Annotated in this window: 3 protein-coding genes and 1 pseudogene; all 4 read right to left on the bottom strand. The window is 26.4% G+C overall.

Going from position 1 to position 6,734, the window contains the following annotated elements:
* Positions 1-464, bottom strand: a pseudogene (locus tag AJ930_RS09090) (hypothetical protein); the annotation flags it as partial.
* 18 nt (positions 465-482) lie between these two features.
* Entirely contained in the window at positions 483-4,415 is a 3,933-nt protein-coding gene (locus AJ930_RS09085) for a hypothetical protein (RefSeq protein ID WP_070275236.1), read from the bottom strand.
* Positions 4,416-4,683: 268 nt separating this feature from the next.
* Entirely contained in the window at positions 4,684-5,043 is a 360-nt protein-coding gene (locus AJ930_RS09080) for a hypothetical protein (RefSeq protein ID WP_002779560.1), read from the bottom strand.
* Positions 5,037-6,620 (bottom strand): lysozyme, encoded by a 1,584-nt coding sequence (locus tag AJ930_RS10670; RefSeq protein ID WP_070275237.1) that lies wholly within the window; start codon positions 6,618-6,620, stop codon positions 5,037-5,039. Before AJ930_RS10670 ends, AJ930_RS09080 begins: the two co-directional genes overlap by 7 nt.
* Between the last annotated feature and the right edge of the window lie 114 nt (positions 6,621-6,734).

Raw genomic sequence — 6,734 nt, 5'->3', positions numbered from 1 at the left:
TAAATATAGGCGTATTCTTCATTGATTAAATATCCTTTTTCATCTACATTAGCATAAGCATCATAGGGTATATCTATAACCACAGATCTTAATCCACTTCTTATTGCTAAATATTTATATCTTTCTCTTTTAGTTTTTAAAGATTTATAATAAGCTTTTTCTGCTTTAGTCCAAGGAGCTATAGCTCCTTGGATAGGATCTTTTAAATATATGCTTTGCCAATCTTTAAATTCAAGCAAAGTAGATTTCTCCCCTGTGTGAAATTCAGGATCTAGGTATTGGGGTTTATAGTCTTTGTAGGGGGAGTTTTTCATAATATGATAAGATTTAAAAACCGCTTTGGAATATTCTTCGGTATAGTTGCCTGTGGGCTTAACATTTTCTTTAAAGAGTATTTTATTGGTATCTTTTTCCACATCTAATGTTAATCCATTGGGTGTATAAATTTTATAAGTCTCACTCATTATTTATCCTTTCTTAATTTAACCCATATATAAACCATCTTCTATGATTATAGTAGTGGCTAGTCTGCCTATGAAATTAGGCGGAGTTTTTGTTTCTGATGTGATATCAGCATTTGCACTTGCTTTGCTAGTGTTATTTTCTCTTTTGCCTATAGCTTTCAAGCTTTCTTCATTTCCATTTATCCCCATATACATAGCCTTAAGATTGTTTTGTCCTATGATATTGAGTTTTTCTAGTAATCTTCTAGCCTTATTTTTATCTTCTATATATCTTCCTGTTTTATCTTTACTTGTATTGTAAATTCCATTAGCAAAATCTTGTAAAATTTGTAAAGCTTCATTGTAAGCATGAATAGGACTATCTTCATCCTTTTTAAAAGCACTAATTTGCTTTTCTTTATTTCTAAACTCTTTAAACAAAGGATGATTACAAGGAAGTTGATATATAGTGCATTTTTTAAGTTCTAAAGATTTTAATTCTTTAAAATAAAAAGTATAATCATCTATAATATATTTTTGTTCTTTTATATCCTCTAAAGCAGTTGCATTTCTTTTCTCATCAATAATCAAATAAGACAAAAGTCTTTTTAAAAGAAATTCTTTATTTTCTTCAAGCTTTTGATCTATTTCATAATGAAAGGAAAAATGAGTGTCAAAAACTCCTGTGCAAAGATCTATGCCATAAAAAATTTTCTTTAAATCAAAGCTAATGAATTTCGAATTGATTGCAAAAGGATAGGTTACAAAATGATCTCTTATAACCGCTAAAGGAGAATCATCTTTGAAGGTGTAAAGCTGATAAACAATGCTTTCATATTGTTCTTGTAGGGCTTTAAAATTTGTTGGAAAGAGATAATTTAAAAAAATACCCACAAATTCTCCAGCCACAATAGAAGCAAGGTCAAGTTTATTTAGCTTAGCATAAGTATAAATAGTATATTTTTGAGTTTGTATATCCATGCTATGCATAAGAGCAATTTTAGATATATTGCTTTCTTGATTAGAGTATATAAATAATTGTTTCATATATTTATCACTCCAATAAATCTTAATTTGTTTTTCATTAAAGTATTCTTTTATCTTTGTGATAAATAGATTTAAACCGGATGTATTTTTTTGTATTATTAAATTGGATTTTATCTCTTGTGCTAAAATCATTTGGATTTTAGTATGAATTAATTCTTTTTCTATTTGTTGCAAGCGTGCTTTTATTATTAAATTAGATTTTATGTGTATATGATATATACTATTCTTTTTTGGAGGTGCAAAAATACCAAGCTGTTCTTTAAAAAATTCTTTAAATCCTTCTTTGTTTATTTTAATACAAGCTTGAATAACATATTCTATTGTTTTTAAAAAATTAAAATCCCACAACATTTGAGCTGTAAAGCTGATAAAAGGACTAGCACTTAATAAAATTTTTAACATTGCATAAGTAAATATTTCACTTGTTTTTTGTTCTTTTGCCTTATTTAAATATTCTTTTCCATACATCTGCTCCAAAAGCTTTGATAAATCTGATATTTGTTTCTCTATATCCATCCATGCAACAAAAGCTCGTTGCGTTTCTTCGTCTAAATTCATAAATTCTTTAATGCATTTTTGTTCATCTAAATGATACATTTGCTTTAATTTGATTATTTTTTTATCTAATGTATTTGTTGTATCTAAATCTTTTGATAATTCATTAAAAAAATCATCTATAGTTATCGAATTATCATTTTCCACAAAAGAATAATCTTTTTTGTCAAGTATTTTTAATAATTGCGATACAACTTCATATGCTGTAATATTTGTTGGCTCATTATTTACATATATTGGACATTCATCTGTCCATAAAACATAAGTTTCCTCTAAGTATTTTATATATACAAAATTACTGCCTCCATATTTTTTCAAATCCAAATTGATATTTGGAAAAATAAGCTTAGCTTGATACAAGACAAATGAAATAAATAAACATTCCATTAAAGAATAGTTCCCAAATGAAGATTTATCCGATTTTTCAAAAAACTCTTTTTTCAAAAAAGTTAAATATTGATGAGCTATCTTCTTTTCTTTTTCTATGATGGATTCTTTGGCTTCGTTTTGTTTAAAGAATTTTTTGATATAAAAATAAGGAAGCCATTTTTTATCATTTATTTTTTTATTGTAGTCAATATAAGCTAAAATGTTTATTCGTTCGCAATGTCGTAAATTTTCCGTCTTTTTTACTATTTCTATCATTGGCTCATTTTCTGATATTGCTAATTTTTCTTTAGCTGTTTTTGCGAATTCTGGTAGCTTCTGCGGTGTAGCAACAAAATTTGTTAAATATTTATAAACCTTTTGCATATCTTCATAAGCTTTTTTACTATTCTCATAAGCTTCTTTGGATATTTTCACAAAAGGGCTTAATTGTAAAATATAAGGTTCATTTTCATCTTGTGGCATTTCTATGCTATATTCGCTATAATCTCTTGTGCTGTCATAAGTTTTTTTTGAAGTATCAATATTTTTTTTAATTCTTCTGTATTTATCTTGTATATTATAGTTGGCGATTTCTTGAGTTAAACTTTCACTAAGTCCTGCATTGTATTTATTGGGGATATTTGAAATAATCAAATAATTTTTACTCATTTTAGTTGTATTTAAATCTATTTGTGCATTTTGATTTTTTTGTGCGAAAAATTCAGCTAGTTTACTTGAGTTAAAATTTGGACTTTCTATATAGGAAAAATAAATAAATTGTTTAATATCTTCTTGCAAATTCTTTAAAATAGCATTGTTTTTTAAATACAAATTAGATAATTTTTGCGTTGAAATGAAAGCGGGTAAATTGCTCGATTTTGAATCATTGGGTGTATTTTTATATCCCTTGTCTTTTTGTTCTGGGTTTAAAAAGATTTCACTAAAAATATTTTCAATGCTTTTTATTTCTTCGCTTAAAGTGATTTTATAAGCCAAATTCGAAGCGATATTGCTTTCATCACTTCCAAGATATAATCCAAAACCACTTAAATCAATAATTTCTTTTTTATTAATAATTAAAACACAAGATAACAAGCGAGAATTAATATAATGAATAAACATAGCACATCTAGTGGCTAAAAATGCGGCTAAAGTCGTTAAAAGTGTGCCATAATCTCTTTGAGCAAATTCATAATACTCGCTTGCAGAACCCATTAAAGAAAATAAACCAGCAGCCAAAATAGCTAATCCTGTCCCACCTGTAAGAACAGCTACCACTGTGGCTATTGCAACACCCGCTATAGCACTTAGTATGATTTTAATTTTTTCATATTCTTTTTCTTCGGCAAGTTTTTTAATGTGTTCTAACAACTCATTGATAAATTTTTCATAAGTATTTTTTAAAGTGGGACTTATGCTATTTTTGAAAAAATCCGATTCTATGACATTTCCAATCTTTTCTAAAACTTTTTTCTTAAAATCATCAAATTTCTCACTGCTTATATCATCAGGATCAATGTTTTCGATTAACTCGTCTAAGGTTGTTATATCTTCAGAATCTTTAGCTAGTTCTTTTAAAGTATTGATAAATTCGATACAAAGATTATTTTTATCTGTATGATAAAAAAGATTAAAATCTTTACCTTGTTTCTTGTCTTGAATTTCTTCTTCTAAGTCTTCTAAATAAACTTTAGTGCAAATTTCACTGCTTGATAAATCTTTTAAATTTACATTTTGTCCAGCATCAAGCTCATTAAGGGTATGGATATTTATTTCTATATTATTGTGATTATCACAAGTTTGTTTTAAAATTTCTAGTATTTCCATAGCCAATATTTGATTTTTAGATAGCATTTTTCTTTGATGAAAATCAATATTTTTTAATATAGCGTGTAAAATAGAAAAATTAGGATAAATAAAATCAATCTGTTTAACTTCTTTATTGTTGATTGTTAAATTTTTAATAGTTTGAATTAACTCTGTTTTAGAACTTATAAACATAAAAGATTCCTTATATAAAGCATTATTATATCATTTTTTATTTGCTAATATTTTTTGTCTCTCTATTAATCTCTCCTATCCACCTAAGCACATTGCCCTTATCATCAATCTCTACTTCTAAATCTTTGTATTTGTTGTAAAATTTAGGAGCTAAGATTTCATTAATTAGGATTTTTATAACTTTAAAAACTTCTTGTAATTCTTATTGCATCTTTTTAACTTTTTACATATTCTAGGTATTTGTTGTTGCTTGTTGCCTTTGTTGTGTCTATTTTTCACATAATTTCAGACGATATTCTTGTATAATCTGCTTGTTTTTAGAAATATATAAAAAATTATTAAAAATATTGTATTCATAAATACCATTTTTAAAAACATATCCTTTAAAATTCATATTTACATCACTAATAGACTTACCGTTTAGGACAATATATTTTCCATTATTTTTATTGACACCCACATATACAACTTTATCACAAGTTATATTACCCTCTGGACATAGATTTAAAATTTTTATCCAAAACTTTTCATTTTCATAGGTACATTGCTCTAGTGGAGTAAAATCCTCTTGCGCTAATAAATAAGTACTAAAAAATAAAAACAATAATATATTTTTAAAAATTACCATTTTTCATAACCTCCTTGAATGTAAAGCTTATATTCAGCATTTCTCCTATTAATTAGTCCTTGCATTACTTTATTTTGACTTTTGTTCCACGCCATCCAAGCTTCCTTTAATGTTTTGCAACCCGTTTTCTCTGCATTGATGATTTTAACAACAGAAGAATTTTTAAAATTATCAATCCCTATATTAAAACATAATATAACCAAGGCATCAAATTCGTTCTGTGCTAAGGAAGAGTTTATTGAATTTTTTACAGCATTTTCAAAGGGCAACAAATCGCTTTTAAACAATTTATCCGCTTCTTGTAAAGTAATACCATTTTTATACAAATCCCATTCATTTTGCCCTATAAGATGTCCATATCCAATAGTTGCACCTTTAACATATGAAGTAATTTCTTTTCCATTTTGATCATTATAAGGTTTGAGTCTTAGCTTCTCTATATTTTTTAAAAGATTTTGACCATCATTGCTTAGATGAGTGATTTTTTCTTGAGTATTGTTTTCACTAACCCCATTTACCACCACAAATTTACAAACATAAAACTCTTGTTTTCTATCTTCATCTTCTAAGATTTCATCTAGTCCTTGTGCGATTTGAAGTTTTAAATTTTGCATTTTTGCAGGAGCTAAAAAACTAAAATGATATTCGTTTAATTCTTTATTATCTTCTAAAGCATTTTTGATGATTTTATCATACTCATGTAGCTGTGTAAAATACCCTACTCCTAAATCTTTATTTTCAAATTCCTTATAAGCACTTTTATAAACTTTAGCAATGTTTTTTGGGATAATAAAATAAAGTTTGATTAAATTAGTATCAAAGCTAAGATTTAATTCTTTAAATTCATAATCTTTACTAAAGTCTTGTTTGAATTGATTAAGAATATTTATATCCTCTATATCTTTTAAATCTTTTAAATCTATATTAAATTCATTTAAAGCTTTATCTTGTTCTTTTTTTTCATTATTGATTAAAAGATTATAGATAGGTAAATTATCTTTTTGAAATCTATCACTTTTATAATGAAGTCTTATTATAGGCTCTTTTAACTCTATTTGATTTTTACTTTGTTCTCCTAAGCCCTCTTTAGGATCAAAGCTGTGATCAAATTTAAACTTAGTAGGAGTAAAGCTTACTTTTAAAGCAAAGCCTTTATCTGTTTTACAAGCTGAGATGAGTTCTTGCAAGATTGCAAATTCATTATTGACTTTCTTTTGAGATAAGGATCCTTTTACATTAACAACTTTAGTACAAGGAACACTTACACCTGCTATAGTATTAGGACAAGCTACTATACTAGAGTTTAATAAATCACTTTCTAGCATTATAGGCACACCATCATCTTTAAAAGTTTTTCCTTTGTTTGATTTAAGTATGACTTTACCTCCATGGATACATTCTAGGTTTTGATTTTCTAAAAGAGCATGAAGTTTAGCTATAGCTTGTTTTTTATCTACTTGTGTGGTTTTTTGTTCTTTTAAAGTGTTTGAAATTAAGTCTTTATACTCTAAGCTTTGTTTGCTTAAACATTCTAATTTAATATTTAAAGAATTTTCTATAATAGAATAATTAAGCAAACAAAGTTCATCATTTTTATAAAAGATACTAAGTCTTCCTAAACCACTGCTTTCATCTTTAGGAGAAAAATAATAACTAGGTGTATCTTGTTTTATAGTATTATCTTGATCTAA

It is taken from the genome of Campylobacter sp. BCW_6871 (genome assembly GCF_001762325.1).
Lineage (GTDB): Bacteria > Campylobacterota > Campylobacteria > Campylobacterales > Campylobacteraceae > Campylobacter_D > Campylobacter_D jejuni.
Note: the sequence above shows the minus strand (reverse complement) of the source record. Positions and strands in the feature narration are given on the sequence as shown.